This window comes from Natrinema ejinorense, from assembly GCF_002494345.1.
GTDB classification, from domain to species: Archaea; Halobacteriota; Halobacteria; order Halobacteriales; family Natrialbaceae; genus Natrinema; species Natrinema longum.
Genome location: NZ_NXNI01000002.1, coordinates 131,442 through 156,600, shown reverse-complemented (window position 1 = coordinate 156,600; position 25,159 = coordinate 131,442). Strand labels below are relative to the sequence as shown.

Below are 25,159 nucleotides of genomic sequence, written 5' to 3'. Positions count from 1 at the left end.
CGACGATCCACGCGCCGGTAGCTGCGACGGAAGCGCCGTCGAGACGGGATCGATCGGAGGTTCGCTCGCGGGGATCACACCGCCCATCTCTCGCGGTGAATCCTTTTCGCACTAAACACTTATATGGGAATTCAGTATAGATGGTGTGTATGCAGGAGATCGGTGACGGGAACGTACTGGTTAGTATCGAGAATCACCGCGCGGACGTCATTTTGAACCGTCCGGACCGGCGAAACGCGATGAATCAAGCCCTGTTGCGCGATCTCAAAACGGCGCTCGAGAACGTCGACGCGAACGACGACGTTCGTGTGATGACGCTGCTCGGCAAGGGCGACGTCTTCTGTGCCGGGATGGATCTCGAGATGATGAAGCAACGCGGTGAAGACGACCGCCCGGAGTTCGAGATGGGACTCGACGATATTACGCATTTCATCGACGAGATGCGGATTCCCTCGGTGGCCAGTCTCAAAGGAGCAGCAATCGCCGGCGCGTTCGAGCTGGTTCTTCCGGTCGACTTCAGGGTGATCAGCGAGGATGCGAAGTACGGCGTCATCGAAGTCAAACTCGGGTTGTTCCCCTCGGGCGGAGCGACCCAGCGGCTGCCGCGGTTGGTCGGACTTTCGAAGGCGAAAGAACTCGTCCTCACGGGGGACTACATCGATCCGAGCGACGCCGAACAGTGCGGTCTCGTTCACGACGTCGTCTCGGGTCGGGATGCGACGGATCAGCGCGCTCGAGAGCTGGCGGATTCGTTGGCCGAGAACGCACCACTCGGGATGGAATACGGTCGCCAGATGTTGAATTCGGCACTCGAAATGCCACTCGACGAAGGCCTCGAACTCGAAGGGGAACTCGGGGAGAAATTGACGCGGACCGACGATTACACCGAGGGATTCACTGCACGCCTCGAGGATCGTGAACCGGAGTTCGAGGGGAACTAGCTCCTCTCGCCTCGGTGGGAATTGGGGCGCGAACGGGCGGGAGTCGCCGAATTAGGGAGGCGGCGACGAATTCGTCGAGATGAGAGAAGGCGTTGCAGATCAGTCCACGCCCGGAGAGAAAGCGTTGAAACTCAGCAACCGCCCCGCTTACGACGGAGCGGCCAGCACTCGGTTCCAGGCCGACAGCAACAACCAGGGTGGACCCCGGCCGGACAGCGGCGAACGGTGTATCACTCGTCTGCTCTCGAGCTGTCTCATTTCGTCTCGGCACAGTCCCGTCCGATAGTATCGGATACATTTATGTATTGTACGATTACGTATCCATTATGGGGTCACACAATCCGAAAACGAAACAACTCAAGTCCGTGAAAACCACGTTTGAGATAATCGAATACCTCAAACAGAACACTGCTGGAAGCGTAAACGAGATCGCGGAGGAACTGGAAGCGCCGAAGAGTACGGTTCACAGCCATCTCACGACGCTCAATCAGATCGGGTACTTGGTAAACGACGCCGGGACGTATCGGTTGAGTTTTCGGTTCGTACACCTGGGGAGAACGATAGAGGAATCGAACAGACTGCGACGGATCGTACAGCCCACCGTCGAAACCCTCGCCGAAGCGACCGGCGAACAGGCGTATTTCGCCGTCGAGGAAAACGGGCTTGCGACGAACGTCGTGATCGCAGAGGGGGAGCACGCGATTCAGCGTGAGTTCTTGCCGGGGGGACAGGCTCGAATGAGTAATACTGCCACCGGGAAGGCGATCCTCGCCTTTCTCCCACCTGAGCAGGCCGACGATATCGTCCGACAATGGGGGATGCCCGCTCGCACTCGAAAGACGATAACGGACAGAGACGAGTTACTCGACGAACTAGAAGCGATCCGAGAGGACGGTATCGCGTACGCGCGAGAAGAAAGCGTCAAGGGACTGCTCGAAATCGCGAAACCGATTCTGTCCGACGACGGAACTCCACAGGGAGCCATCGAGATCGCCGGTCCGATGAAACGGTTGGAGAACGAAGAGTATCAGCGAACGCTCATCGAGGAAATAGAGAAAGCCGTCAACGAAATCGAAGTCAATTTTCTCTCGGCCGAACTATAGCTGACGACCGTAGTAACGACCGCGATATCACGGAAATCGGTCATCCTATCCCCCCTGCACAGGGACACCACTTTGGGAGAGTCGTCGTCCTCGAGAGAGCAGTCGTCCGTCCGAGATTGTCGGAGTGGGGGATCCGTCCGATCGACGGTAGTAGCCACTCGAAATCACCCCGCACCTGGTCGCACGACAGCGTTGGACCCGCGTGTCAACCGTCTTTAGACCTGTCTGTCGATCGGTTTTCGACCTGTCTATCGATCGGTTCAGTGGCGACTATAGAAGTAAGACCGACTCGTGAAACCGGAGTTCGGCTCGCTCTCGGGGGACCCCCGCCTGATAGTAGGTCTCCGACGAGCAGGTCACCGGCCGCCGTCTCCCGTCGAATACGATTCGATCCATCACATTACAGGAAGAGAATGATTTTACGAACATATGAATGTAAGGGACAGGCGGAATACACCTCGAAAGTCGGAGTCACCTCCGGCGGACTCGAAAGCGGCGGTTTCAACGGTTGGTGGAAGGGATCGAGGAAACGAAATCGCGGGGGACAAGATCTAGGGGACGAGACCAAGAGAGACAGGATCGGGGCGACGTTGTGGAGCGAGAAAGAACGCTGTAACGGTTTATGTCGATAATGCGATATCAATCTCGTTTTGTACTACCACTTTCGGATACTGTATCTATTATTGATTTTTCGGATCGATTCGGGCGCGGTCCGCTGTTCATAATCGGGCTTACAGGGGAAGACTTCCAGTCCGAAGAGGTGCCGAGCGCAGAACACGGTGAGGTCGACGAAACCGGACTCCAACTCAACGACGAGCAGGAGTGGCTGTACATGTCGTCGATCCAGGAACGAGCGAATCACACCATACAAAGCCTGTCTCGATGTAATTAGTCTCCTTCGGGAAAGTACTCTCCTCACTGTTCGACTACCAGTTACGTAAGAAGTACGACATCGACGACGGTCCGAGAACGGCGGGACAGTTCTCGAGGACAGGGAGGACGCCTGCATCCTGGGAACGCCGTCTTTCCCGGTTATAGTGTGACATCACTGAAGGACGATGCCGTCGCCACAGCCTCGGTGCCAGCTCCGGACGCCATGGAACCCACACCGACGTCGAACGTATCCTTTGGGAGGAAAACCGTAGAACTCTTGATTTCTCGAGACGTTTCAACAACGCTAAAATAGAAACCGTAAACGAGTGGCCCGACTCCGTTACCCCGCACATGGGGCCGGCCACGCTGAACGTGGCGACGGGCAGTGCATCAGTTTATCCACACTGCCGTGGAGAGTTTTTCGTATCACCGAAACGAGTGGATCAGGTTCTTCAGACATCGATCCCGTTTCTTCGTGAGAAACGGCATCCTCCGATCCTCGAGCGAGATAGCGTCCAGAAAGCCCGTGACGAGCGTCCGCTGACTCCGCAAAGACATCGCTGCGACCGCCGGAGTAACAGCGACCGCGATCTCATCCCTCGTTGTGGTGTAGACCACCGACAGCGGTCCCGCGATCAAACAGCAATAACGCCGCTCGACGGCGATTCGACAGCGCTCGCTCCGGACGGAGGAAAAACACTTCGATAGAGGTGTCTCCCGGTCTCAATAATTGAGACACATCGGAAGATGAGACGGTCGGATGCCCAATAATAAACAGCGTTAAACCTGCAGAGAATGTCTTTCGGTGGTTTACTATTTTTGCCGTTGTAGCCGCTATTAACGGTATATACACATCGATAACGGTGTGTGGAAACGGAGAGGGTATGCGACAGGGACTGATAGTAAAGAGGAAGGATGGCGGTAGCGAGGACGCCGTCGAAACACCGAAATCGAGCGGCGATAACGAGAGACGCGACACCGACCGAAGAACGGCTACGTCTCGTTTCGAACCTGTGCTTTGACGACGCTCGTCACTTCACTCGTAGAGACCATCTCGATACGCGAATCTTCCCGAAGCGTTTCGAGAATGGTTTCGGGTCGTTCGCCGAACTGAAACTCGAGAAACATTCCGGAACTGGGGCCGTGACTCCGTCGTTCGAAGTCGACGAGCGAGTAGGTCGTCATCTCTTTCATCTTGTTGACGTAGGTTTCCTGGTGATATTGGTCGGCGTCGATGACGTCAGTGAGGTATTGATACACACGATACCCGGTCGTGCTCCGTGCGCATTCGTCGTCCGTCTCCGCAGCAACGGCGGCCGTCGCGTAGAGACAGAGCTTCTTTTGTGTACTGATGCCACGAACGACCTCGAGGACCCGGTTTTTCTCGACTTTGTCCTGGGCCTCGCGAACGTGTTCCTCACGGACGTGCTCGTCGCCTTCGCGTTCCGCGAGTTCGCCGGCGACACGCATGAGATCGATCGCCTTACGAGCATCGCCGTGGGTCTGTGCCGCGAAGGCCGCCGCCAACGGGATCACGTCCTCCTCGAGAACGTCCTCGTAGAACGCATCCCGACGGCGACGGAGGATCGACTGCAGTTGGTTCGCATCGTAGTCGTCGAAGTGGACGTCCTCGGGCGTAAACGAACTCAAGGCACGGCTCCCCACGGATTCCATCATTTTCGTATCGTTCGAGATCGCGACGACCGAAATATACGCGGTGAGTTCGTTGTTGGCTCCGGCTCGAGAGAGTTGATAGAGAAGTCGAGAGAACGCCGGCTCCTGTTTGTCTCGTCGACCGACGAGCATGTCGAGTTCGTCAAGGACGAATACCGCCGAATCGAAGTTCTCGTTGACGATGCGATAGAGTTCGTCCCACTTTTCTTTCGTCGCGACGCCGTGTTTCGGTACTTCAACGGCAACGTCAGCCTCGTCCGCAGCCTGACTCGCTAGTTCGTAGACGGCAACGCCGAGCGTATCGAGGTCCTGGCAGTTGACTTCGATCGTCCCGAACTGGATGTCACGTGTCTCACAGATCTGGCTAATGTTCTTACACACGGCTTTCGTGATGAGGGATTTGCCGGTGCCCGAAGGCCCGTAGAGAAAGAGGTTCGGCGGCCGGTTGTCGCCGAGAGCAACCCGAAGCATCTTGGTCACTTCCTGGAGTTGGGCGTCGCGACCGACGATCCGATCTTCCTCGACGATGTGGTTCGGGTCGAGAAGCGACCGGTCACGAATGAGTCCCTCCTGTTGATCGAACTCCAGCAACATGTCCTCGATCGATCGAGATTCGCCGTTCGGCACGGATTCACTCGGAGACGAAGACGGCTCGGACCCGGGAGAATCCGACGAGGAGGTAGCCTGCTCCATCGGTTCATCCTTCGATCTCCCCGCCTCGTCTCGAGGATCGTCGAAGTCGTCCATACGATGGTCCATACAGAGCGGAACCAAAAGTGTTGCCACCTCTATCGATGTGTATTTCCCCGATTAACTGGATTTGCAGTACCAATTCCACACGATTACCGAGCGGTGGAGCCGTGCTAGTAACGACGGCCGACGAAGTGTTGTGGCAGTGACCGGCGTGGCGGTGGGCGGTAACCGGCGTGACAATGGGCGGTAACCGGCGTAGCGATAAGCGGCCCGGGTGAGACAGACACCCCTCTATCGATGTGTTTTATCTGGGGATGGAGAGGGGAGACAATGTCGATCGATCGGCTGATTCTTCAGATGACACAGAGATTCCGGGTAGTGAGCGTCATAGACCGATGGTTTATGGCGTTTCTCGAGTTGAGAGGCGTCTCATATTTGAGGATGACGAGATAATGGATTGAAAACCAGGATGGAACACATCGAACACATCGATAGAGGTGTGTGTGAGTGTGTTTCTAGAAAGCTAGAAGAAGGAAGGGAAAGGAGGCTGACCGAGTTCCAGTGATTAGCTCTCTTATCGTCTCTCCGTCGTGAAATCCCTCGATAGTCGCCTTCTCCGTCGTTCGTCTCCGCCGCGTACCCCCCTCACCCTCGTGCTCTCGAACACATCGATAGAGGGGTGTCTGTCTCCCCTTCCCCCATCTCCTTTTTGTTCATCGTGACTACTCCGTCTCGGAGTTCTCTCCAGTTCGTCAATCCTTCCTTCTTCCCGCAGTTCGTCGGTATCCGCCAGTATGGTTTCCAGCGGCCGAACCATCTCTGTCGAACACGTCTCGAGGGAGTCATCTATCGAGTCGACACATCGATAGAGGGGTGTCCTGTCAGGACCCGTCGGTCGGTGGCTTCTGGTACGTCGCGTGTGTATGTTGCAGTGTGCATGTTGCAGTGTGCATGTTGCATGTGGTAATTCCGCATGTACACATCGATAGAGGGGTGTCCAGAGACACACTCAAAAACAGCGGGTACTGAGACCGTCTATGCATCCACTTCGAGCGGTGTTCTCCGATGTCGGACTCGGCGCCCCTCGAGTTTTCCCTGGTCGATATTTAGGCAATGATACGCGAGTACTACCGAGATAAAAGGGCTCCCGAGAACGTCACCCTCGTGACCAGCGGCGTGAGCGACCGTCCCTTCGACACCGAGACCGTCGACGCTGCTCTCTCGACGATGATCCGCCACGAGTTCGTCAGCGCGATGACCTCCTATGACCTCGCACCCGACGACGCACTCGCCGAGACTCACCGCGTCCTCGAGCATACGGGGCGTCGCGTTCTCGACTGGATCCGGCGAACACTGCCCGCTACCCGACAGCGCTACACCGTCGCCGAAACGACGGCTGCCATCAGGGCCATCGCCTTCCGTTTGGAGTACGAGGACGGCCGATCAAAGCCGTTCTTCTTGACCGGGGCGCTCGAATAGCCTTCGATCGGATTCGAATCGGTTTCGGTTCAGTTGGCTCTCCAGTATCAAGTGACTTTCCAGTCCGTGAGTCGAGCGCGAACCAATCGGTCAGCCGCCGTGTTTTCGATACCAGACTCGAGCACCGACCGGGGATTCACCCGCCTCGAGATCCAATCGACGGCAGACGAGGTCCCGGATCGCGACCGTGACCATGAGTTCGACCGACTCTCCGTCGTCAGGTTGTACCTTGAAGACATAGTGTCCGTCCCGTTCGCCGATGCGTTCGACAGTACCGACGGACCACCGTTCGATGTCGTGTGTCGGTTTTCGTGCGTGGATTCGGTCGTGGCTCACGTGTAGGCAATGGTCAGTCAGACGGTTGAGGGTAGTGGCTTTCCACATCACTGGGCTCACTGACCGGCCACCTGGGTGTGTCCGTCAGTAATCGCCCAGGACGCCGAGCCGTCTCGCACGACGGGTCGCGTACTGAAAAACGGCATACCCGACCGCAACGTATCCCGCGGCAACGACGAGCAACAGCGCTAGTTCACCCGGTGAAAACTCCCAGAGGCGGGTTCCGTCGATCATCGATCGTTGGAGGAGGGCGCTACCGTGAGCGAGAGGAAGGAATCGCATCCAGCCCAAGTCGAACGCGGGCGCGGAGATCAGTACGATGAATCCGAACTGGAGGAGATTCAGCCAGTTGCCGATCTGCTTGTAGAGAACGGTAACGCCACCGGCTGCGAGGCCGAGTCCGAGCACCGAGATAATACTGAGCGTCGCGACGAGAACGACCGTAAGGAGCGGTAACTCGAGTGATGTGCCGGTGACCCCGATCATCACTGCCAGAATTATCGTCGAGGTGATGAACGTGCGGACGATCTTCGCGACGCCTTTCAAGAGCACGACGGGGGCGAACCCGAACGGAGACATCACGTGGCGCTCGAGGGTCCCCCACTGGACTTCGCTCCCGATATCGTTCGATATCGCGGAGTACGCGCCCACCGACAGCGTCCACAGGAAGTAGCCGACGATGATCCCTTCGATCGAATCAGTGAGCGCTCGTCCGGCGATCATCCGCCCACCGTAGAAGAGAACGCCGAAGAAGAACACCGAGATAACGATGCCGCCGATTGCGTTCGCCGGATAGCGGACGAAAATCAGGAATTCACGGGAGAGAACGGCCCGTGCGAGCTGATAATATCCTGCTTTCCGTGGCGTGTCGGTCGCGTTCTGCTGGCGTGTCGTCATCGTTCCTCCCGTTCGATCGACAGGACGTCGACGAACACGTCCTCGAGGTCCGGTTCGATCGTCTGCACACGCTCGAGCGTTACGTCCGCGGCGTGAAGCAGGTCCATCAGTTCGTAGAGACCGTCACTGTCCGTCGTGACTTCGATTCGGGTATCGCTCCCGCGTGACTCGACGCTGATAGTGTCGAATCGACGTTTCAGGGTCGAAACGATCGACGGCTCGAGATCGCTGCTCGTGAGCCGGATGCAGTGTCGATTACTCCTCTCGAGCAGAGCGTCGACAGTGTCGTCCGCGATGAGCTCTCCCTTCGACATAATGAGGACGCGGTCACACACCGTCTCGACGACGTCCATATCGTGACTACTGAGAATGACGGTCAGCGACTCTTCCTCGACGAGACGCCGTAACTCCCGCTGGAGGGTGCGTGAACTTTCGATATCCAAGCCCAAGGTTGGCTCGTCGAGAAAGACGACGTCTGCTCCCCCCGCGAGGACGCTCGCCAGCGAGACCTTCTGTTTCATGCCGCGAGATAACTCCCGGACGGGAACGTCCGCTTTGGCAGCGAGTCCCAACTGTGAAAGGAGTCGGTCGTGGCGGTCACGTACCGATTCCGGATCGACGCCGCTGATCGTGGTGAAGTATCGGAGGTTCTCACGGACGGTCAACCGCCAGTAATCGTTTCGCGCTCCTTCGAGCATCGCATCGACGGATCGGTACGCTTCGCGCGGTCGGTCGGATCGGTCGACTCCCCCGATCCGAACCGTTCCCGCGTCGGGCAACACCATCCCGAGGATCGATTTGATGAGCGTCGTCTTTCCTGCGCCGTTCGGACCGAGCAGACCCACTATCGAGCCGGTTTCGATCTCGAGGGTGACGTCGTTTACGGCGGTGATCGCGTCCGGCCCGTCGCCGAACTGCTTTCGCAGACCGGTGACGGAAACGGCGACATCGCGAGCGTCCACCGCCGATTCACCGCCACCGGACGGGCCCGCACGCCCTGATTCGGCCCCCGCATCGACGGCCATCTCCTCGAGCGGTAATCCGCCGGAGCCCCCTCTCAACAACCGCTCATCGAACGGAGTACGACCCCGATCACTGTCTGTGGGCCGACTGTGTTCTCGCTCGCTCACGGGTCTCCATTGGCGCTCGCGGACTAAGTCTCTGTCTGCAGCAACCGAAGGCGCTGCCTTCACGGCGTCCTACGGGACGGTACTCGAGGGGTGAAGCACAGTGAACACTTTCATTTCTTCACATCTCGACCCTGTGAATTCAGCTGCTCGGTTCTGGGTCGGTCGACCGCGTGAAAACGACTGGAGCGGTTGATGGTTTGACGCTGTTCTACAGCTGAGCGAGACGAGTGTCTCGGGGCTTGACCCCGAGGCGGTCCACGTCTCGATCGCTGTCACCCGAGCGAGGAACGACCTCGGTATACCTCCAAGATCAGTTTCAATTACTCGAGACGTTTCTGCAGACAGGTGGCCGTCGATGGGCAGAGGTCGTCGAACTCGGTGGTTCGCTGAATCGCGGGTGGCACAGCGGTTCGATCGATTTCCGTGTAGCCACGGTCCCCGAAGAACTCGGCAGCGGTCGTCGTGAGCAAATACAGGGTTTCGACGCCGTCCGCTTTTGCAGTGTCCTCCAGGGCCTCGCAGAGTGCGGTTCCGAGGCCGTTCTCGCGAGCCGATCGCTCGACGACGACCGACCGGAGGAGAGCGTCGGTCCCGTCCATCTCGAGGCCGCCAATACCGATGCGATCGTCGCCGTCGTACCCGACGTAGAAGCACTCGGGTTTCGACCGGACGTCCTGGGACGGCAAGTCGTTTTTCGCCAGTAGGGTTTCGATGTAGGGCAGCGTGCTATCGTCCGCCTGCCGGAGCGAAAGCGGTTCATCGCCCATATTATCGCCTGCCATCGGTAGCGGCTAGTAGTTTGTCATGATGTCCAGGATGGCACTGTCTAGTTGCGTCAGTTTGAGAAATGAGCAGGTCGTTGAGTGAATTGGCTAAGATGCTCGCAGACCTGCTCAGCGAGAGCTATGCGACGGATTTAGAAGAATCTTGGGAGAACGAGCGGACGGCGACGCCCGTCAGGGCGTTCGCCGTCCGCCTCCACCAGACTGGTTGTTCGCTTCGGGAGACAACAACGATTCTCGCTGAATTAGGCGTTGAACGTTCTCACGGAGCGGTTTGGAACTGGGTTCATCGGCTGTCTGACAGTGGATGCGACCCGCCGACGGCGACGCCGTCGCGGGTCGCTGTCGACGAAACTGCTGTCAAGATCAACGGCGAGTGGTCTTGGTTGTATGCTGCAATAGACATCGAGACAAAAGTAATTCTCGACGTTGCGTTGTTTAGTCGACATGGCACCGATTCGGCGGCTGCGTTTCTGCAGAAACTCCGCGAGAAACATGATCTCTCCGAGGCTGAGTTTCTCGTCGATCAATTTGGCTATCGGACTGCCCTTTCCCGAGTCGGACTGAGCGGTCGGGTCAACTATACCGACCGAAACCTCATCGAAAAGTGGTTTCATACCCTCAAAATGCGCATCGACCGGTTCCATAATTCATGGGTGGGCAGTCGGTCAAGCGTCCGAGAGTGGCTTGAACAGTTCGTGCATTACTACAACCACCAAAGACCGCATCAAGCTCTCGATGGAAAAGCGCCAGTCGAGGTGATCCAGAACTAGACAGTGCCCGTCGACCGGTTCAACTCGTACAAAGGTGGCAGTCGAGGGAAATACACACTCGAGTATTTCGAGGACCTCTGGGAGATGGAATACACTCCCGAGTAGCTGTATCGCGCAGTGTCCCCACGAGAGAGCCAGATGAGGACACCTCTTGTTCTAGTGAGCGCCGGACCAGCCCAAGCCCCGCCACCCCACCCTCCGCTCCCGGCCTCCCTCCGGTCGGCCGGCAGCCACAACCGGAGTCACAGCTTTGGGAGTGGTGTACCCAGAAACAAGACCGCTGTCGCGACGCAGTCTGTTTATTTTCCCCCTGGAGGGGCGGAGGACACACCAAAACAAGTCCCCAAGCACCAATGTCTGAAGAACGTACCCTCACGGCCCGTGAACGGCTTCGCATTCACCTCCGCGAAGCCCGCCGCACGACCGACTCGCCAATCGTCGAGGCACAGTTAACGGCTGCTCTGGACGCTTGGAACGACCTGCCGCCGACACCTCTGCGGGAGTGTCCCGTCTGTGGGAAGGTCGGGCTTCCAGAGCGGATTCGCAATCACGAGTGCGACCAGCCGAATCAACTTTGTATGAGTGAGTAAGGGTGATTCAATAATCAATCCGAGATCGTTGGGCTGCTCGCCGCCAAAAGTGGGACAGTCGATGAGGGCTATGAACTACGGATATTTATTCTGCTGGCGGACCAGCCTTGATACAATGAGTTCGGGTGTTTTCCTCGAGAACCTCCGCTACATCTCGTCTCTGGGGCGATATAACACCGAACGGCGCCCAGTCATACGGCAATATTTTGCCAATCGTATTTCGGATAGCGAATTTACCTACGAGAAACTCGATGTAGCCGAAATCAGGGAGTTCGCCAGCCAAAAACAATCGAGGGCAAAGGACACCAGTCCCGATTTCGAGGAAATATTCGAAGAGTCGCTTCTTACACTTCCAGAGGATATTAACTCCCAAGATTTCCAAAGGCATCTACTGTTCCGATACAGCCATCTCGAAGAGCCACTATCCGATCAGGATGAATTTGCCATTTCTGATCTGCTCTCGTTCGAAGCATTACTTCGGGATACGATCTTGGAGGAGTCCGAGCCGATCCTGTCTGATTTGAACCGATTCGAATCGAAGGAAGACTATGCTGATTTCTCGAATATCGAAGAACCGAGCAAGCAGTTCCAGCAAACGTGGAATCGGAGGGTTACACTCAGCCGAAAGGAGATAATTAAGTCGTTCGTAGAGGGGACTCTGCCTGACGATCCAACTATTGATCCAAGCCGTCATCAGGAACGAATCGAAACAGCTCAGGATATTCTTGAGTTCCTTTCACATTCGGGGGAGAACTCTCCACTGGACTTCTTTTCGAATCCTGTATTCCAAGTAAAGGAGTCGGAGGAGCGTAAGATCGTTGTCCCCTTCCCTGAAGTGTTGTTGACTACAGCACAATACCGTATTGAGGAGTACGTTGGGCAGTTCAAACAGGTCCAAGCAGTAGAAAACCGAGAGAAGGGCGGTGTCGTTGAGGAACTAGCTCAAGAACTACTACAACAGATACCCAGTCGAAACTTCGTCAAGGAGTTCGAGTATATCCATGACCCCAATCCTGGAGAAGCAGATGGACTTCTCTTTTTTGAGGATTCATATTGGGTGGCCGAAGTAAAATCCCATCCCATCTTTCGGAAGATTCCGAATCGTGTAGAGCTTATCAAGAGCCGATTTACACAGAAGGTGACTCAGGCTGCCGATCAGATACAGAATACCCTGGGCGGCACCGTCTAGTTAGCGCGGTTTGAGAAGTGAGCAGGTCGTAGAGTTGGTTTGGAACAATGCTCGCAGACCTGCTCAACGAGAACTACGCGGCGGAATTTGATGAATGTTGGGAGCGTGAGCGGACGGCGACGCCCGTCAGGGCGTTCGCCGTCCGACTCCATGCGACCGGTTGTTCGCTTCGAGAGACACAAGCGATTCTTCGCTCACTTGGCGTTGAACGTTCTCATCAAGCAATCTGGAACTGGGTGCATCGGCTGGCTGACAGCGTACCAGACCCGCCGACGGCTTCGCCGTCGCGGGTCGCGGTTGACGAAACCGCTGTCAGGATTAACGGCGACCGATCTTGGGTGTACGCTGCAATAGACCTCGACACGAAACTCATTCTCGATGTAGCGCTCTTCGGACGGCGAGGCACCGATCCAGCTGCTGCGTTTCTGCATGGACTCGCCGAAAAACACGATCTTTCCGACGCTGAGTTTCTCGTCGATGGTGCTGGCTATCTAACTGCCCTTGCTCGATTAGGGTTGAGCGGTCACCTCGACTACGTTGATCGAAACCACATCGAAAAGCGGTTTCATACCCCCACCATGCGGATCGACCGCTTTCATAACTCATGGGTTGGCAGTCGGGCCAGCACCAGAGAATGGCTTGAACAGTTTGTCCACTACTATAACACACAGCGACCGCACCAGTCACTCAACAAACAACCGCCAGCGGAGGTGCTAAACTAGACAGTGCCAAGTGAACGGAAAAGAAAGGAGAATGAAGAAGTCATCGAAGAGTTCAATCGATTGTGATCTTCTGCTGAAGAAGAGTTAGGAGAAACGACCCACCACGAACGCTAATTGCATAATCACAGTTTTCAGAAGGTGAGCGATAGTTCGGGGGAGGTTAAACCATTCACTCTTGGTCCGAGAGATGCCCAGCGGGACCCTAGATCGAAATTCACCGAGGTCTCGACTGTGGTTCCCAACCAGCTAACGGAGACCGGAGATAGCCTCTCGTGGAATGCTATTTTATTGACTGGCGGGGTGTTTCTTTCACTTCGGAAAATATTTTGTCAATAGGGATTCAACCGATGCTATGAGCAATCGTAAGTATTACGCGAAATTCAAAGGGGTGCAAGACGGGGTCGCTAGATTTCTCTTTTTTGTGGGAGATCAACCCAAATCTACATTTCTGAAGTCTGAGGAAGAGATCCCGGACAATATAGAGTCTGGGTCCTTCGTGCACGCTGACTTGGAAGCAGACGATGGCTCATCTATCGATTTCGAGCCAGCGGCGTTCGATGAGAGTCAAGTCGTGCTCCGTGGTCCTGCACCAGAGAAAACGGCAGAAATGAAAGACCGACACGAAGAGGCGAGAGACCATCACGAGAAGGCGAAAGAAATCTCCAGAAAGCAGAAGGAAGCAGGTGAGAAGGGGCCATGGAGCACCGGTAGTCCAGGTGATCGAGATGCCGAAGAGTGAGCAGGCGACCGATGAAACTAAGATATACAGCTTAGATGTCGGACAGGCGGACGCAAAACTGATCGTGACACCAGAGGACGAACGGATACTCGTTGACGCTGACGAGGGAAAAATCGTTGATGCGCTGGACAAAGTCTTCACGCAAGAATTATCGGTCGATAACGATGGCCAAAAACGGATCGATCACTTCGTTGCGACACATCTTGATGGAGATCACGTGCTTGGGCTACAGTATCTTAGTGACGCGGGATATACTCTCGAAACTGCCTCGAAACCTGATCCAGAGCGGTACGCGGTCGGAGACGGAAAAGGACACGTTGACGAAGATATTTCGCTCCAAGTGAAAGAGGTTCTAGAAGAAGATCACGGTATTACTGAGGAAGACACAGCATATCTCAACATCGGAGACTACATGCGGACTGGTTCAACGAAACTGGAAATACTGGCTCCGCCATCTGCCGAAGAAACCGAATTTAAGAGCCCAAAAACCGGACGATCACGGAGCATTCCACCCAAGCGAGCAAACGAGAACAGTCTTGCGATAAAAGTGACAGACCCTCTCGGTGGATCGACACTGTTGATGGGCGATATCGAAGATAAAGGAGGTCACTATGGAGAGGACTGGCTCGTGAGACAACACGAGGACGGTATTGTTGACTTGCAATCAAACGTGCTGCATCCAGGCCACCACGGTTCGGATAATGCGACAAAAAGCAGCTACAAAGAAACTAAAAACGGTAGTTTTCTGGGAGCGGTCGACCCAGAGTCGGTAGTTATCTCTAGTGCTCTTCGGAGTCAATTCGACCACCCACGTGATGCTGTCCTCGAGCGTATGGATGAAGAAAATGCTTCTGTCTACTGGACGGGTGTTCATGGAACAGTTGAGCAAACCGTCAGTGGTGACGACATCGTGTCAGAAGCCGGTATAAGTGGTTTATCTGCAGCCGACGTCCTGACATTGAAATACTACGCAAAAGCCAATGACGTGACTCAGGAAGATATCGCTGCTCTTGAAGAAGGCTCAATCTCTGCTGAGGATCTTCCGCGAGACACGCCAGAGCTCGCGTTCAAATCTGACTATTTCGAGACTGCATCCAAAGCGTTTGAGACGATTCGACGCTACCCCAAAGATGCCGAGACACTCACCCTCAATCGCTTCCCCAATGCGATGAGCACCGAATACGTAAGCGTCGACGAACACGGAGCCGAATCATCTGTCGCAGAAGGCAATGCGGATGATCTGTCGCAGAAGGCCCAACAAGTGAGCCGATCAATTGGAGCTGCCACTGAGGCGTCTCTAGAAGACATCCGAGAGCAGCGTCAGAAAGCGCTCCAGCGACTCGCTGATACGTCCCCACAGTCGATGTCTCGCTCTTCACAAACGGCGTCCACAACATCGGATCAGTCTACCTCACAAATCCACACCGGAACGAAGCGATCCGGGCAATCAGAAGAATCTGATAAGCGAGGCCGAAAATAAACCAAGTCCATTACCTGATCCGTGACTGAGCCAGCCGGTACGTCTGCTTAGAGATATCGAGTCTGAGCGAGTGTTTGTTATGAAGATATTCGAGTAGTTGGCTTGCTTTCGGATCGTGATCGAACGCCTCTGGATCGTGGAGCGCAGCTGTCAGCATGATCTCGTAGAACCGTTCACCGACGTCGTCGTCATTCGGAAGAATGATCGAATCCAGTTTGTCTGTACGGAATTGCACGTAGGGGTCAGCGAATCGGTCCTCTGGATATTCACATGGAATTGCCGTGATGGCCGTCGCCGCGGCAATCCCGACGTGGGCATCGGTTGTCTCCACCAACACTCGTTTGAGCACGTCCGCAATCGCCAGCGTTGATGATTCGTCAAGCCCTTCAGCGTGAGCGAGCGCACGACAGCCATACACTTTTGCGAGTCGACCACCGTCGACGATTCTGGTGAGCAATAAATCCAGGTCAGATTCCACGATATCAGGCTTTGTCTCAGCCAAGACAGCGATTACCTGCATTGCATGGCCAGCAACGGTCCCACCGGACTCTACTGGTCGCGTGTCAGCCAGTAACTCTACGAGGTCTGTACTGTGGCGTTCAACTTGTTCAGGTCTTTTCGAAGCAACCTCAGCTAAGAGTTCTAACGCCGAAACAGCTTCTTCTACGCTCCCATTCTCAATGCTCGTCCACCAGTTTTCGATTTCAGATTGGTCTATTCTTTGAGTTTCTGTCCAGCTTTGAAGCTGTGAGATCCGATCAGTCTCTTCCTCTTCTTCCACACCATCAGTCATTAGTACAGGGTAAGAAACAAAGATATGTGACTCTATTCAGTGAACTAGTGACGGCACTTCCGAATATCTGGGACGTGCTCGACGATGAATCGTCGATCGAAGTACGTACAGCAGCTTCAGGAACTGCCTCAGAACAGCAGGGAGCAGCAGAACCAAACTGGGTAATCGACACTCAGCTATAGTAGCAACTGAAAGTCATTGCACACCTGATCACACGACAGCGTTGCGATCAGTGTGTAAATCGTTTCAGTTGCTACTATAGAGGATGCAGGGTATTTTCAGTATAATGACGCGACGATCGCGTCCGCGAGGCGGCTCGAGACCTACTGGCCACGAGTGCCGCGTGAACCCACCATCCATCGAGGAGGCCTACGTCATCCCACAGTTCGGTGACTGGCTGTTCGCATTCACGCGGATCGACGCCGTCTACGTGTGGACCCAGGGCAGCTACCATGTGGGTCGCGAGCCAGACGACTATCCGCTCTTTCTTGCCGTCCTCGAGGCGGACATCGACGCCTGGCAGCGTTTTTCCGAACAGTTTGGAAACCGACAAGATTTGAGCGCCGACCGGAAGACTCGTTTGAAGGCCCTCTCCAAGTCGTCCTCGATGAGCGTTCCGTGCTCAACCCCGACCACGTCGAAGGATATCCAGTCATCTCTCGGCGCGAGACGATAGCATTCATGCGGGAGCATTATGCGACGTTTCAGTCAGCACTCGCTATGCTCGATCGCATATACGACGATCTCGATCTCGACGTTGCCTACCGTGAGTCAGAACGGGAACGGTTGTGAGCTTGCGCTTCCCGCATTCCGGCTCAGTGACAGGTATTTCCGTTAATTCGGCTCTGGCGCGGTTGCGTACAGGATATGTTTCTGGCCCGATGTGACTGTGACAGATTCCTAGGCGTAGTGACTGACGCTCCTCCAAAAGCATCGTGTTCAGATAAGCTGATTCCATGCGAAGTTGACCGATCTCAGCCACTCGTCGGCTGTTTCTGCGTTGGCGTTGCTAAAACAGATAGTTCTCCGTTTTACTTCTCTGAAGACACGTTCGACAGCATTCCGATTTCCATGTATTTGGCCTTGTTTAGACGCGTAAGATCAGTGGTGTTAGAGCCTCACAGCTTTCTCACTGTTTCTGACGGCGGCCTTTAGGACGAGTTCACTGAACTGTCCTAACCACATTCTAGCCCGATACGTATCACTGAAAATATATTTAAGTACGAAGAAAACCGCTTCGACGATCGGCCGGCGGTGATAGATGTTCTCATCGCGGCGAGCGTTGTGTGCTTTATCGAGTGCGTAGAACTCTCGATGTTTGATCACCGGGCGGATTCCAGCATCCCTGAGTTCGTGCCGGAGCGCGTTCCAGTCGTCGCTTTTGTCGGCGGTAATCGTGGCGAGCTGGATGGGTTTCTCGTGGGTACCTATCGTCCAATTTGTGTGTCGTGCGGCTGTTTCATCGAGCAATGAATGTCGAGAGCGACGTAGGTATCGCAATCGATGAGCGCTGTCGTCTTGATATCGTCAAAATTGTAGCCGACCCAGAAGACGTAGTGACGGCTGGCTTGGTGGCGTTTGAAGCCGGTTGCCCTGTGGATTCGCCTGAACGTCGCCGAGTTCGTGCAGCGAGACGGACAGCCGCAGCAACACCCGCCAGATCCGCATTGTCAGCTCCCGTTTCCGTGTACAAACGGTTGTGAAATCCGGTAGCTGATCCACCGCAAGGTCAAGTTTCGCGGCGATTCTGGGCATCTCATGCAGAACGTCGAGCAACCGGCGGTACGGCTGGTTCAGGTACTCTCGAAGGCAGTGAATCGAGACAATCACCCAGTCAGCATAGCCGCCGTTACCTTTCCTGACCGCCGGTGCTAGCTCGCCAGTGACAGCGTTCTGGGACAAATCGACACATCGGTCGGTAGACCGGGCGAGTTGAGACGGCATACTCGCCGCTTCCTCACTCACCTCCGCATAATCCTAGTCAAGACGGCAACTGAGCAGCGTCTAAACGTGGCCCGCACCTTCTATTCAGCACGACTCTGTCAATATCTCTAGAGGGTGGCAAGTGTCAGCGTCAAGTCTGCATCTCTACTTACCGTGAGTACTGTGTCCGCGAATCCCGTCTTCGCAGACAATTCACCTCGAGATCGAGACCGAATGCTGTACTGATACCCCCATTCTTCAGGGTTTGTTTGGCCAACTGTGAGAATCGGAGACAGTGATGAGACTCAAGTCGTGGCCTCAACGTGAAGGTGAGCGCACAGGGTTAAGTGAAGATCAACGGCAGGCCGTGTTCTCCAAAATTCCCGGCCGTATTTTGAGCAAACCCGTTTCAGATACCAGAAATCAAATCGGTTTAAGAGCGACATGATTAACAGGCCGGAGTTCGTGGTATATTCAAATGCGGACTCGAGACCTTCCGGAAGAGGCACCCGGGCACTATCGCGAGTCTCATCCACACCCATATTACATCCCGGACAAGCTCCCCCTCTCGACACGGATCGATGTCGACGACGAACTCATGGAGCTTATCGCCGATGCCTCCTTTCAGCTCGGCCGAATCGACGGTATCAGCCCGGCTGTCGATTTCTCGCCGGTTCTCTACACGTCCCTCGTCCGACTTGAGGCAGTTGAGACCGCCGAAATAGAAGGGGCCGATGTTGACGTGGACGAGGTATACGCCCATCACACGCGGACCAGCGGAGATGAGAACGTCGATGTGAGTCGGGACTTGCAGGAGGTCCTGAATGCCGAACACGCCCTTCAAAAAGGATTCGACGCCATCAAACAGGGTGAGCCGATAACGCTCGAACTCCTCCAGTCGCTCCACGAGTTGCTCCTCGAAAACGTTCGAAACGAAGGTGAGGTCGTAGGAGAATGGCGGACGACTGATGTCCATCTTCCTTCTCCGTACGCCAGTCAACCTCCGTTCGTTCCCCCGCCGCACCAATCGGTTCCCGAGCTTATGCACTCTCTGGAGGTGTATATCCAGATGGGCGGCCAGTATCACCCGCTCGTCGATCTCGCGATTACGCATTATCAGTTCGAGACGGTTCATCCCTGTGAGGACGGGAATGGCCGGCTTGGCCGCATTCTCATCGTCTTGCAGCTCTGCGCTGAAGGATATCTGAGCGAGCCGTATCTCTATCCGAGTGCCTACTTCAATCGCAACAAGCAGGAATACGTCGAGAAGATGCGCGCTGTGAGCGAAACCGGGGACTGGCGCGACTGGATCACGTTCTTTATCGAAGGAATCGAGGTACAGGCGCGGGACTCGTACGAGCGGACACAGAAGCTGATGGAACTTCGGCGTGACTACGAACAGCGGTATCCACACCAAAAAACGAGTCATCGCCTTGCGAGAGGCGTCTTCGATGTGCCGTACTTCACTGCCAACGATGTCCAAGATGAGTTTGATGTCAGTCGACAAACCGCGTATAACGCCATCGAGGAGTTAGTATCCGACGGTATTCTCGTTGAGACGACTGGCAACCAACGGAATCAGGAGTACAAAGCGATCGATATTTTCGACATCCTCGAGCGAAGGCCGGATCACTAGCTCGGAGACCGTGGGTTCATTACCGCTACGTCGTCGAGCGGAACCGCTGCGGGTGTCCTCGAGTGCCCGGACGAGATCCGACAGCGGGCCCGAACCCCCGCGGAGCAGGCCGAAGAGTACGGCGTGACGACGGGCGTCCATCCGGCCGGGTTCGCAGCGGCCTGCCTCTACAAGGTCGCGAGGAGAGGCGATGGCTGACGCAAACGGATGCGGCCACAGTAGCTAACGTCTCGACGGCGACAATTCGGACTCACCGCGATATGCTGACCGGGATGGTGGGATAACCGCTGCGCGCTGTCCTCCCCAAGGTGAGTGACCTCATTGATGAATGAACTGGAAGGTACTGATACGCCGGGAGGATTATTCGTGATTTTCGGATCGACAGCCGTTTCGCTTCTCGTCGATGGTGGGTGGTTAGCCTCGTGTGACCTGCTCAGACACAGATTGCCTGAACTATATTCGACAGACGGTTCTATATCAATCCAGAACAATGGACGCACGACGCATCGACCACGTTCACCTCCGGATTCCGGAGAACGAGATCGAGCACGCAATCGAATTCTATCAGGGTCATCTCGGATTCCCACTCGAAGGATTCGAGGACTACGAGGAAGGCGACACGCCGATTTTCCACTTTCGGCTCGCACCAGACACAATTATCCACGTCAGACCGACCGAGGAGTTCGTCCACCCCGAGCGAGAGAACTTCGACCACCTCGCAATCATCCTGGACGAGGACATCGAAGACGTCAAGCAAGAACTCGAGGACGCCGGTGTCATTATCGAGCGAGAAGGCACGCCTGACGGGGCAACCGGTGAAGCCCCAGCAATCTACGTTCGCGATCCGTTCGGCTACCTTATTGAACTCAAAGAACCCGTATCAGAGACAGCGTAGTCGACTCACGCCCACGACCACCACAGAACACATGGGACGCCTCATCGACGGCCACTGGAAGACGTCTGACGAACTGACTGAAAACGACCAGGATCGGAGTGACGACGGAGTCCGAGAGCGCATCTCTCCTGACTCACAATACCCTCCGGAATCGGGACGCTATCACCTGTACATCGCCCGGGCCTGTCCATGGGCCCACGGCGCTGTCTTAGTGCGGAACCTCCTGGGACTCGAAGACGTCATCTCGATGGACGTCGTCGACCCGTACCGCGGCGAGGGGGGCTGGCAGTTCACCCCTGACAAACCCGGCTGTACGCCGGATTCCATCCATGGCTCGGACTACCTCCACGAAGTGTACACGGCAGCCGACCCAGAGTACACGGGCGGCGTTACGACGCCAGTTCTCTGGGACCGCGAGACAGAGACTATCGTCAATAACGAGTCCATCGAGATCATGGAGACGCTCGCGACGGGCTTCGCCGACCGGAGCGACGAGTACGACCTGTATCCAGCAGGGAAGCGCGACCAAATCGACGCGGTCGTCGAGCAGATATACGAACCGATCCTCCAGGGGGCGTACACCGCCGGCTTCGCGGACTCGCAGGACTCCTACGAGCAGGCGGTCGAGACGATGTTCGACGCCCTCGACTACTGGGAGGAAATCCTCGACGACCAGCGATTTCTCGTCGGCGAGTCGCTCACCATCGCGGACCTTCGACTGTTCCCCGCGCTCGTCCGGTTCGACCCCGTCTACTACATTCACTTCAAATGTAACGTTCGGCGTCTTGTCGACTATCCCAACCTCTGGGGATACACGCGCGACATTTATCAACACGAGGGCATCTCAGAGACGGTTACCCTCGATCACATCAAGAAGCACTACTACCGGAGTCATACGGACATCAACCCGACTGGATTCGTCCCAGTCGGACCGAATATCGATTTTACGATCCCTCACGGTCGCAAACGAACGGTAAGTGAGTGACATCGGTCCAACGAGTCCCTATATTCGAAGTCACTGGAGAGAGAAGGGGTCCATATGAATCGTTCCAACTCGCCCGAAACGGGATTCATCGATCCGAGTGGGGCTAACGCCGAAGCCATTCGGGATCTCACCGAGGACGTGCTCGATCAGCTCCTCGGACAGCTCGGAGCGGCCGAAAAGCGGTCGCCGTTACCTGACGAGTCGACCGCCCTTACGGGAACGATTCCAGAATCGCCACGGTCCCAGACCGACCTTCTCGACGACCTCGAGACGATTGTTGCGGGATCGATGAACCCCGCCCATCCGGGATATATCGGTCATATGGACACGATGCCGACTACGGTGTCGGTACTGGGTGACCTCGTCGCATCGGCGGTCAACAACAATATGTTGAGCGTGGAAATGTCGCCAGTATTCTCGGAACTCGAGGTCCAGTTGACCGAGACCATCGCCAGCGAATTCGGCCTCGGCTCCAACGCCGGCGGGGTCCTCGCCAGCGGGGGGTCACTCGCGAACCTACATGCCCTCTCGGTCGCTCGGAACAAGGTATTCGATGTTCACGAGGGTGGGCTCGCCGGACTGGATGGTGAGCCGGTGTTGTTCGCGTCAAAGGTGGCACACACCTCCCTACAGAAAGCCGCGATGCTACTGGGGCTCGGGACCGACGCCGTCGTCGCCGTCGAAACGGACGCGAACTCTCGAATGAAGCCGAGCGCGCTGAACCAGGCAGTCGAACAGGCCGAACATAACGGTCGCGTGCCCTTCTGTGTCGTCGCGACTGCTGGCACAACCACGACCGGGAACATCGATCCGCTCCCGGCGGTTCGTGATGTAGTCGACGAACATGACCTGTGGTTCCACGTCGACGCGGCCTACGGCGGGGCCCTCGTCTTCTCTGAAGCCAAACGGGACCGACTTGATGGAATCGAGGAGGCCGATTCAGTGACGTTCAACCCCCAGAAATGGTGTTATGTTGCGAAGACGTGCGCGATGGCGTTGTTCGCCGATTCGGACGTCTTGCAGCAGGATTTCAGGGTTGGGGCGCCGTATATGCGCGGCGACGATGCGATTCCGAACCTCGGTGAACTGAGCGTCCACGGGACCCGGCGGGCGGAGGTTCTGAAACTTTGGCTTACCTTCCAGCATCTCGGTCGTGAGGGACTCGGACAGTTGATCGACGAGAGCTATCGCCTGACGGCTGTGATTCGCGACCGCGTCGCTGACCAGGATGCGCTGGAGTTGGCCAGCGAGCCAGAGATGAACCTCGTCTGTTTCCGTGCCGCGCCCGATTGGTGTCCACCGGACGAGCGAGATACACTCAACGGACGGCTCCAGCGCTACCTGCTCTCCAAACAGGACGTCTTTGTCTCGCTACCGACCTATCGGGACACACGGTGGCTCCGAGTCGTCCTATTGAACCCGTTCACAGACAAAACGACGCTTGATCGACTGTTCAACGGAATCGATTTGTTCCTAGAGGCTGAACGACCGTAGCCCACTGGAGATGACTTCATGACCCATACGTATCCCTACTTCCCGATTCAGCCATTCCAGTTTACCCCCGTCTAAATATAGAAGTCGCGCTACCAACTATAGTAGCAACTGAAACGATTTACACACTGATCGCAACGCTGTCGTGCGATCAGGTGTGCAATGACTTTCAGTTGCTACTATAGTACAAAGACGCAAATCACTTGCACAGCCGGTACGCTCACCAGTATCTGAGCGGCACAAGGCGATCCAAGACAAACGCTTACATTGGGAGACTGCCGGATAGCTGGTATGGTTCCAGAGTCCGACGAGGATATCGATGAAAACCTCCGAGAGGTTCGCGAACTCACGCCAAACGCGTGTGCAGGCGTCCAGTCGCTTGATCAGTTCGGGACCAAGTGGCGGCTTCGAATTCTGTACAACCTGTTCGATGGCGACCATCGATTTAACGAGCTGAAACGAGCATCCGGGGCGAGTTCGTACACACTCTCGCGAGTCCTCGAATCACTCGGAGAGGACGGGATCGTCGATCGCCGTGTCGAGGAGGGCCCACCCGTCGAGACCCACTACAGCCTGACTGAGAAAGGCGCGGCACTCGAGCCGGTGTTCGATGCAATCGACGAGTGGAATGCTGATTGGGTCGGTGAGACCGACACAGAACCCACTAGAACACCTGACGTTTGACTTCCTCCTCGGTAGTGGGGAGGCGATCACGAGTCCCCGGGAACGCATTGCCTGTGAGTTCTCGAAATCCGTTCTCCGCTACGTCCAGCCACCTCGGACAGACTGGTCTGGGTTGACCGGGCCGATGGAATGAGTCTCTTCAGCTATAGTAGCGCCGTTCGCCCTCGCTGGGAGTGCCATGCAACATTCTACGATGCTCCATGAGGGTCAACTGAGCGGAGCCAAACTCACAAGCCGATCTACGGCGGCTCCCAGTCATCTGTATTCACGGGGCCGAAAAATTGGGAGGTAAACGCTGTCGGTATCAGTCGAACGCGGCGGCCGCCGCAGCCGTGTCCTCGAAGAACTGGTACTCGATGATGGCTCCGTCTCGAACGGCACACCTGAGTGCCCAGTCGCTTTCGAAAACGTTCCCCGTCGAAGTGATCCGGTGTTTGAGGTGGCCTGCCGCAAAGACCGTCTCCTGCTCACTGACCAACCAATCAACAGAGAACGCCTCGGTGTCGGTGTCGCCGCCGAGTCGCTCGAGGAATTGTTGGAGCCCGTCTCGCCCGTGGTACGTGCCGTACCAGGGGACGGATTCGGGCCCAGTCGCGACAATCTCGATATTCTCGTGGGCGAGGGCCAAGACGTGATCGAGGTCGCCAACACCGAACGCGGTGAAGAATTCGTCTACGATACTCTTTGCATCAGTTGGGGTAGATGAAGTCATGGTTGGTGTAGGTTCGTGGGTCGTTTGTCGGTTATTCGAGTTCGGTACCATGGTTTGCTCGGCGAACCAGTCGTCGTGAAGCCACTGTTCGGTCTTCCGGCGGCTCATCTCATCGTTCCAGATGACGTCCCGTTCGAACGTGACCACCTCGTTACCGGGACCGACGATCACCCAGGCATATGTGCCCGATTGGTCGCGACATTTCACCTTCATCCCGGTGACGACGACATCGTGGCCGTCGACCGTGATCGTCTCATCGTGTGGCTCGATCCACAGGACATCGAGTGCTCCATGGAGATCGGGCGCGGCCTCCGCGATGAACTCCTCGAAGACGGTCCGTGCAGTCTCTCTATCGGGGATATTACGCTCAGCGAACCGTTTCTCCATGCGTGTCATGCCCAGGAGAGACGATCGCTCCGCGTCAACGACGAAACTGACGTGTTCGCCGCCGAGGTCAGCGTTGCTCCCGTTTTTCCGGGCGTGTCGGAAGCGCCAAACAGGGCGCTCATCCCGGGTCACTCGGCGAGCGTCCACGAGGGTGTAGTCCGACGGAACCGGGACAAGCATCGTTGCTGTTTCGAGTGCTTCGGTATCGTACGATGGTTGCTGTGTCATTGGTGGTAGATCGTGTGTTTGATG

20 protein-coding genes and 4 pseudogenes are annotated in these 25,159 nt (G+C 56.0%); 15 read left to right on the top strand and 9 right to left on the bottom strand.

Going from position 1 to position 25,159, the window contains the following annotated elements:
• The first annotated feature begins 149 nt into the window (after positions 1-149).
• Together CP557_RS20240 and CP557_RS20235 are read left to right on the top strand one after the other, a co-directional pair.
• Complete coding sequence (locus CP557_RS20240; RefSeq protein WP_097381828.1) at positions 150-941, top strand: enoyl-CoA hydratase/isomerase family protein; 792 nt, start codon at positions 150-152, stop codon at positions 939-941.
• Between the two features lie 197 nt (positions 942-1,138).
• Positions 1,139-2,044, top strand: a complete 906-nt coding sequence (locus CP557_RS20235) for an IclR family transcriptional regulator (protein ID WP_245853124.1) — start codon at positions 1,139-1,141, stop codon at positions 2,042-2,044.
• A 1,866-nt stretch (positions 2,045-3,910) separates the two neighbouring features.
• Here the strand turns inward: CP557_RS20235 and CP557_RS20225 are convergent.
• Positions 3,911-5,338, bottom strand: coding sequence for an orc1/cdc6 family replication initiation protein (locus CP557_RS20225; protein WP_097382062.1), 1,428 nt, complete (start codon positions 5,336-5,338; stop codon positions 3,911-3,913).
• A 1,059-nt stretch (positions 5,339-6,397) separates the two neighbouring features.
• On the opposite strand from CP557_RS20225, the gene CP557_RS20220 reads away from it, so the two are divergent.
• Positions 6,398-6,763, top strand: coding sequence for a class I SAM-dependent methyltransferase (locus CP557_RS20220; RefSeq protein WP_097381825.1), 366 nt, complete (start codon positions 6,398-6,400; stop codon positions 6,761-6,763).
• A 90-nt stretch (positions 6,764-6,853) separates the two neighbouring features.
• Here the strand turns inward: CP557_RS20220 and CP557_RS20215 are convergent, their stop codons facing one another.
• From CP557_RS20215 to arsN2, 4 genes are all read right to left on the bottom strand, one after another.
• Positions 6,854-7,099 (bottom strand): DUF7861 family protein, encoded by a 246-nt coding sequence (locus CP557_RS20215; RefSeq protein ID WP_097381824.1) that lies wholly within the window; start codon positions 7,097-7,099, stop codon positions 6,854-6,856.
• Between the two features lie 84 nt (positions 7,100-7,183).
• Positions 7,184-7,996 carry an ABC transporter permease gene (locus tag CP557_RS20210; protein ID WP_097381823.1) on the bottom strand — a complete coding sequence of 271 codons (813 nt, stop codon included), beginning with the start codon at positions 7,994-7,996 and terminating at the stop codon, positions 7,184-7,186.
• On the bottom strand, positions 7,993-9,021 hold the full coding sequence (locus tag CP557_RS20205; protein ID WP_097381822.1) for an ABC transporter ATP-binding protein: 1,029 nt from the start codon (positions 9,019-9,021) through the stop codon (positions 7,993-7,995). The genes CP557_RS20210 and CP557_RS20205 overlap by 4 nt, the downstream gene beginning before the upstream one ends.
• 425 nt (positions 9,022-9,446) lie before the next feature.
• The gene (gene arsN2, locus CP557_RS20200) at positions 9,447-9,893 is read right to left on the bottom strand and encodes an arsenic resistance N-acetyltransferase ArsN2 (RefSeq protein ID WP_097381821.1); all 447 of its coding nucleotides are present in this window, start codon (positions 9,891-9,893) and stop codon (positions 9,447-9,449) included.
• 110 nt (positions 9,894-10,003) lie between these two features.
• On the opposite strand from arsN2, the gene CP557_RS20195 reads away from it, so the two are divergent.
• From CP557_RS20195 to CP557_RS20170, 5 genes are all read left to right on the top strand, one after another.
• On the top strand, positions 10,004-10,681 hold the full coding sequence (locus CP557_RS20195) for an IS6 family transposase (protein WP_097381719.1): 678 nt from the start codon (positions 10,004-10,006) through the stop codon (positions 10,679-10,681).
• A 705-nt stretch (positions 10,682-11,386) separates the two neighbouring features.
• Positions 11,387-12,460 carry a hypothetical protein gene (locus CP557_RS20185; protein WP_143825108.1) on the top strand — a complete coding sequence of 358 codons (1,074 nt, stop codon included), beginning with the start codon at positions 11,387-11,389 and terminating at the stop codon, positions 12,458-12,460.
• 47 nt (positions 12,461-12,507) lie between these two features.
• Positions 12,508-13,182, top strand: coding sequence for an IS6 family transposase (locus CP557_RS20180; protein ID WP_097381818.1), 675 nt, complete (start codon positions 12,508-12,510; stop codon positions 13,180-13,182).
• A gap of 352 nt (positions 13,183-13,534) precedes the next feature.
• Positions 13,535-13,921 (top strand): hypothetical protein, encoded by a 387-nt coding sequence (locus tag CP557_RS20175; protein WP_097381817.1) that lies wholly within the window; start codon positions 13,535-13,537, stop codon positions 13,919-13,921.
• The gene (locus CP557_RS20170) at positions 13,908-15,401 is read left to right on the top strand and encodes a ComEC/Rec2 family competence protein (protein WP_097381816.1); all 1,494 of its coding nucleotides are present in this window, start codon (positions 13,908-13,910) and stop codon (positions 15,399-15,401) included. The genes CP557_RS20175 and CP557_RS20170 overlap by 14 nt, the downstream gene beginning before the upstream one ends.
• A 10-nt stretch (positions 15,402-15,411) precedes the next feature.
• Here the strand turns inward: CP557_RS20170 and CP557_RS20165 are convergent, their stop codons facing one another.
• Positions 15,412-16,182, bottom strand: coding sequence for a hypothetical protein (locus CP557_RS20165; RefSeq protein ID WP_245853123.1), 771 nt, complete (start codon positions 16,180-16,182; stop codon positions 15,412-15,414).
• 258 nt (positions 16,183-16,440) lie between these two features.
• Between CP557_RS20165 and CP557_RS23520 the strand changes: the two are divergent.
• Positions 16,441-16,986 (top strand): annotated as a pseudogene (locus CP557_RS23520) (RNA polymerase subunit sigma-70); the annotation flags it as partial.
• Positions 16,987-17,133: 147 nt separating this feature from the next.
• Here CP557_RS23520 and CP557_RS20155 read toward each other — a convergent pair.
• Positions 17,134-17,268: pseudogene (locus tag CP557_RS20155) on the bottom strand (IS6 family transposase); the annotation flags it as partial.
• A 36-nt stretch (positions 17,269-17,304) separates the two neighbouring features.
• A pseudogene (locus tag CP557_RS20150) lies at positions 17,305-18,138 on the bottom strand (IS5 family transposase).
• Between the two features lie 457 nt (positions 18,139-18,595).
• Between CP557_RS20150 and CP557_RS20145 the strand changes: the two are divergent.
• The 6 genes and pseudogenes from CP557_RS20145 to CP557_RS20120 all read left to right on the top strand — a co-directional run bounded on the left by CP557_RS20145 (position 18,596) and on the right by CP557_RS20120 (position 23,808).
• On the top strand, positions 18,596-19,753 hold the full coding sequence (locus CP557_RS20145) for a Fic family protein (RefSeq protein WP_097381814.1): 1,158 nt from the start codon (positions 18,596-18,598) through the stop codon (positions 19,751-19,753).
• Between the two features lie 48 nt (positions 19,754-19,801).
• A pseudogene (locus tag CP557_RS23180) lies at positions 19,802-20,037 on the top strand (transcription initiation factor IIB family protein); the annotation flags it as partial.
• Between the two features lie 206 nt (positions 20,038-20,243).
• Entirely contained in the window at positions 20,244-20,648 is a 405-nt protein-coding gene (locus CP557_RS20135; RefSeq protein ID WP_097381813.1) for a VOC family protein, read from the top strand.
• Positions 20,649-20,679: 31 nt separating this feature from the next.
• Positions 20,680-21,633: a glutathione S-transferase family protein gene (locus CP557_RS20130; RefSeq protein WP_097381812.1), complete on the top strand. Its 954-nt coding sequence runs from the start codon at positions 20,680-20,682 to the stop codon at positions 21,631-21,633.
• 54 nt (positions 21,634-21,687) lie between these two features.
• On the top strand, positions 21,688-23,127 hold the full coding sequence (locus CP557_RS20125) for a pyridoxal phosphate-dependent decarboxylase family protein (RefSeq protein ID WP_097381811.1): 1,440 nt from the start codon (positions 21,688-21,690) through the stop codon (positions 23,125-23,127).
• 288 nt (positions 23,128-23,415) lie between these two features.
• Positions 23,416-23,808 (top strand): winged helix-turn-helix transcriptional regulator, encoded by a 393-nt coding sequence (locus tag CP557_RS20120; RefSeq protein ID WP_097381810.1) that lies wholly within the window; start codon positions 23,416-23,418, stop codon positions 23,806-23,808.
• A gap of 304 nt (positions 23,809-24,112) precedes the next feature.
• On the opposite strand, the gene CP557_RS20115 is transcribed toward CP557_RS20120, so the two are convergent.
• Positions 24,113-25,135, bottom strand: coding sequence for a nuclear transport factor 2 family protein (locus tag CP557_RS20115; protein ID WP_097381809.1), 1,023 nt, complete (start codon positions 25,133-25,135; stop codon positions 24,113-24,115).
• Positions 25,136-25,159 lie beyond the last annotated feature (24 nt).

Excerpts from the sequence above, each read along its gene's own strand:
- CP557_RS20220 (WP_097381825.1), top strand. The coding sequence starts at position 6,398 with ATGATACGCGAGTACTACCGAGATAAAAGGGCTCCCGAGAACGTCACC.
- CP557_RS20205 (WP_097381822.1), bottom strand. The coding sequence starts at position 9,021 with ATGGCCGTCGATGCGGGGGCCGAATCAGGGCGTGCGGGCCCGTCCGGT.
- CP557_RS20130 (WP_097381812.1), top strand. The coding sequence starts at position 20,680 with ATGGGACGCCTCATCGACGGCCACTGGAAGACGTCTGACGAACTGACT.
- CP557_RS20185 (WP_143825108.1), top strand. The coding sequence starts at position 11,387 with ATGAGTTCGGGTGTTTTCCTCGAGAACCTCCGCTACATCTCGTCTCTG.
- CP557_RS20120 (WP_097381810.1), top strand. The coding sequence starts at position 23,416 with ATGGTTCCAGAGTCCGACGAGGATATCGATGAAAACCTCCGAGAGGTT.
- CP557_RS20240 (WP_097381828.1), top strand. The coding sequence starts at position 150 with ATGCAGGAGATCGGTGACGGGAACGTACTGGTTAGTATCGAGAATCAC.
- CP557_RS20210 (WP_097381823.1), bottom strand. The coding sequence starts at position 7,996 with ATGACGACACGCCAGCAGAACGCGACCGACACGCCACGGAAAGCAGGA.
- arsN2 (WP_097381821.1), bottom strand. The coding sequence starts at position 9,893 with ATGGGCGATGAACCGCTTTCGCTCCGGCAGGCGGACGATAGCACGCTG.
- CP557_RS20135 (WP_097381813.1), top strand. The coding sequence starts at position 20,244 with ATGGACGCACGACGCATCGACCACGTTCACCTCCGGATTCCGGAGAAC.
- CP557_RS20180 (WP_097381818.1), top strand. The coding sequence starts at position 12,508 with ATGCTCGCAGACCTGCTCAACGAGAACTACGCGGCGGAATTTGATGAA.
- CP557_RS20225 (WP_097382062.1), bottom strand. The coding sequence starts at position 5,338 with ATGGACGACTTCGACGATCCTCGAGACGAGGCGGGGAGATCGAAGGAT.
- CP557_RS20195 (WP_097381719.1), top strand. The coding sequence starts at position 10,004 with ATGCTCGCAGACCTGCTCAGCGAGAGCTATGCGACGGATTTAGAAGAA.
- CP557_RS20145 (WP_097381814.1), top strand. The coding sequence starts at position 18,596 with ATGCGGACTCGAGACCTTCCGGAAGAGGCACCCGGGCACTATCGCGAG.
- CP557_RS20175 (WP_097381817.1), top strand. The coding sequence starts at position 13,535 with ATGAGCAATCGTAAGTATTACGCGAAATTCAAAGGGGTGCAAGACGGG.
- CP557_RS20125 (WP_097381811.1), top strand. The coding sequence starts at position 21,688 with ATGAATCGTTCCAACTCGCCCGAAACGGGATTCATCGATCCGAGTGGG.
- CP557_RS20115 (WP_097381809.1), bottom strand. The coding sequence starts at position 25,135 with ATGACACAGCAACCATCGTACGATACCGAAGCACTCGAAACAGCAACG.
- CP557_RS20170 (WP_097381816.1), top strand. The coding sequence starts at position 13,908 with ATGCCGAAGAGTGAGCAGGCGACCGATGAAACTAAGATATACAGCTTA.